Below are 3,611 nucleotides of genomic sequence, written 5' to 3'. Positions count from 1 at the left end.
GAGGAGCTGACGCTTCAGGCGCCGTTGATCCTTCCCGAGCGCGGCGGTGTCCAGCTGCGGCTGACCGTCGCCGAGCCCGACGAGTCCGGACGCCGTGCCCTCGGTGTCTACTCGAGGTCGGAGGACACCCGGCTGGACGAGGCATGGATCCGCCACGCTTCGGGCGTCCTGGCCAGTGGCCCCACGACCTCCGCCCTCCCCGAGCTGACCGTGTGGCCGCCGGTGGACGCGGTCCCCGTGGCGGTCGACGGCCTGTACGAGGGGTTCGCCGCCGCGGGCTACGGCTACGGGCCGGTGTTCCAGGGCCTGCGGGCGGCATGGCGGCGCGGCGACGAGATCTTCGCCGAGGTCGCTCTGCCGGAGGACCAGCAGGACGAGGCCGCCCGCTTCGGTATCCACCCGGCGCTGCTGGACTCCGCCCTGCACGCCATCCGTCTGGGCGAGTTCTTCGGGGACGGTGAGCAGGTACGGCTGCCGTTCAGCTGGAGCGGTGTGTCGCTGCGTGCCACGGGCGCGTCCACGCTCCGCGTGGCGCTCGCCGCGGCGGGTGCGGACGCGGTTTCGGTGACCGTCGCGGACGGTACGGGTGAGCCGGTCGCGATTGTGGACTCCCTTGTCGTACGTCCGATCGACGCCGACCAGCTCGCCCGCGCGGGACAGGGCGGCCCGCGGCACGACGCGCTCTTCCGTCTCACGTGGCCGACGCTGACCGCGATCGCCGCCCCCAGTGCGGAGAGCGCCACCGACTGGGCGCTGCTCGGCACGTCGGAGGTGCTGCCGCGGTATGGGCTCGGCACGGTGGCCGCCGAGAGCGCCACGTACGCGGACCTGGACGCGCTCGGCGCCGCCGTCGCCTCCGGTGCCGCCATGCCGCCGTCCGCCGTGTTCGTCCCGTTCCCACAGAGTGCCGAGGACGCAGTCACCCCGCAGGCGGTACGCGACACGCTGGAACACGCCGTGTCCCTGGTGCGGAACTGGCCCACCGACGAGCGGTTCTCTCCCAGCGCGGCCGCTGGGACACACCCTCAGGCGCGGCTGGTGCTGGTGACCTGCGGCGCGGTGTCGACGGGCCCCGAGGAGGACGTACGAGACCTGGCCTCCGCCCCGGTGTGGGGTCTGCTGCGCGCGGCGCAGTCGGAGAACCCCGGCCGGTTCGTGCTGCTCGACACCGACGGCACGGAGCCGTCCGGTGAGGATCTGGCACGCGCCCTCGGCTCCGACGAGCCGCAACTGGCGGTACGCGACGGTGAGATCCGGGTACCCCGCCTGGAGCGCGCCGGCGCTTCTGGAGCCGACACGGCCCTCCCGCCGTTCGACGGTACGGGCACGGTCCTGCTGACCGGCGGAACCGGGACGCTCGGCGGCCTGCTCGCCCGGCATCTGGTGACCGGACACGGTGTCCGGCGGCTGCTGTTGGTGAGTCGTAGTGGTGCGCAGGCTCCGGGTGCGGCCGAGTTGGTGCGGGAGCTGTCCGGGCTGGGCGCTGATGTGAGCGTGGCAGCCTGTGATGTGGCTGACCGGGAGGCGCTGGCCGGGTTGCTGGCCGGGATTCCGGCCGAGTACCCGCTGACCGCCGTCGTGCACACCGCCGGTGTGGTGGACGACGGTCTCGTCGCCACGCTGACCCCGGACCGCTTCGCCGCGGTGCTGCGCCCGAAGGTGGACGCGGCGTGGAACCTGCACGAGCTCACCCGCGAGCTGGACCTCACCGCGTTCGTGCTCTTCTCCTCCGCCTCCGGCGCCCTGGGCAGCGCGGGCCAGGGCAACTACGCGGCGGCCAACGTCTTCCTCGACGCGCTGGCACAGCGGCGACGGGTCAGCGGCCTGCCCGCGACATCCCTGGCCTGGGGCTTCTGGGCCGAACGCAGCGGCGTGACCGGCCACTTGACCGACGCCGATCTGGCGCGGGTGGCGCGGTCCGGGCTGGTGCCGCTGGCTTCCGACGAGGGCCTGGCCCTGTTCGACGCCGCCGTCGGCACGGATGAGGCGATGCTGCTGCCGGTGCGCCTGGACCTCGCCGCGCTCCGCGCGACCGGCGGGCCGGTCCCCGCAGTGCTGCGCGGCCTGGTGCGCGGTCCGGTGGCGCGGGCCCGAGCCACCGCGCGGAGCGGCGCTGCGGCCGGGCTGGCGCAGCGCCTGGCCGGACGCTCCGAGAGCGAGCGGCTGGAGGCGGTGTCGGAGCTGGTCCGCGGCCATGTGGCCGGCGTGCTGGGCCATGGCTCGGCGGACGCGGTGGAGGACGACCGGGCTTTCAAGGAGCTGGGCTTCGACTCGCTGACCTCGGTGGAGCTGCGCAACCGGCTCAACGAGGCGACGGGCCTGCGGCTCTCCGCCACCCTGGTGTTCGACTACCCGACGCCCGACGCGCTCACCGGGCACCTGCTCACCGAGCTGCTGGGGGACGGCACGACGGGCTCCGCCGTCGCAGCGGCGACGGCGGCCCGGGGCCCGGTGGACGACGACCCGATCGTCATCGTCGGCATGAGCTGCCGTTATCCGGGCGGTGTGCGCTCTCCGGAGGAACTGTGGGAGATGGTCGCCGCCGGCCGGGACGGCATCTCCGGGTTCCCCACCGACCGTGGCTGGGACATGGATCTGTACGACCCGGACCCGGAGCGGAAGGGCAAGAGCTACGTGCGGGAAGGCGGCTTCCTGCACACGGCGGCCGACTTCGACCCGGCGTTCTTCGGGATCTCGCCGCGTGAGGCGCTGGCCATGGACCCGCAGCAGCGGCTGCTGCTGGAGACCTCGTGGGAGGCGTTCGAGCGCGCGGGCATCGACCCGGGCGCGGTGCGCGGGACCCAGACGGGTGTCTTCACCGGAGTGATGTACAACGACTACGGCTCGCGGCTGCGGACCGCCCCGGAGGGCTTCGAGGGCTATCTCGGCAACGGCAGCGCGGGCAGTGTCGCCTCCGGACGCCTCTCCTACACCTTCGGTCTGGAGGGTCCGGCGGTGACGGTGGACACGGCGTGTTCGTCTTCGCTGGTGGCGCTGCATCTCGCGGCGCAGGCGCTGCGCAGCGGCGAGTGCTCGCTGGCGCTGGCCGGCGGTGTGACGGTGATGTCCACCCCCATGGCCTTCGTGGAGTTCAGCCGTCAGCGCGCGCTGTCTCCGGACGGCCGGTGCCGCGCCTTCTCGGACGCGGCGGACGGTACGGGGTGGGGTGAGGGCGCGGGCATGCTGCTGTTGGAGCGGCTGTCGGACGCCCGGCTCAACGGTCACCCGGTGCTCGCGGTGGTGCGGGGCAGTGCGGTCAACCAGGATGGTGCGAGCAACGGTCTGACGGCGCCGAACGGTCCGTCGCAGCAGCGGGTGATCCGTGCGGCGCTGGCCAACGCGCGGGTGTCTTCCACTGAGGTGGACGTGGTGGAGGCGCACGGCACGGGTACGGCGCTGGGTGACCCGATCGAGGCGCAGGCGTTGCTGGCGACCTATGGTCAGGAGCGGTCGGGGGACCGGCCGTTGTGGCTGGGTTCGCTGAAGTCGAACGTTGGTCATACGCAGGCTGCTGCCGGTGTCGCCGGCGTGATGAAGATGGTGCTGGCGATGCGCCATGGTGTGTTGCCGCAGACGCTGCATGTGGATGAGCCGTCGTCGAAGGTGGATTG

At 73.0% G+C, this 3,611-nt stretch carries 1 protein-coding gene; it reads left to right on the top strand.

Features of this window, described 5'->3' with window-relative positions; genetic code table 11:
• The coding region (locus ACIRU3_RS47430) for an SDR family NAD(P)-dependent oxidoreductase (protein ID WP_404070632.1) at positions 1–3,611 on the top strand (3,611 nt) is incomplete at both ends.

This window comes from Streptomyces sp. NPDC101151 (genome assembly GCF_044768335.1).
In the GTDB taxonomy this organism is placed as follows: domain Bacteria; phylum Actinomycetota; class Actinomycetes; order Streptomycetales; family Streptomycetaceae; genus Streptomyces.
The sequence above is the reverse complement of the archived record's forward strand: the minus strand, read 5'-3'. Positions and strand labels throughout refer to the sequence as shown.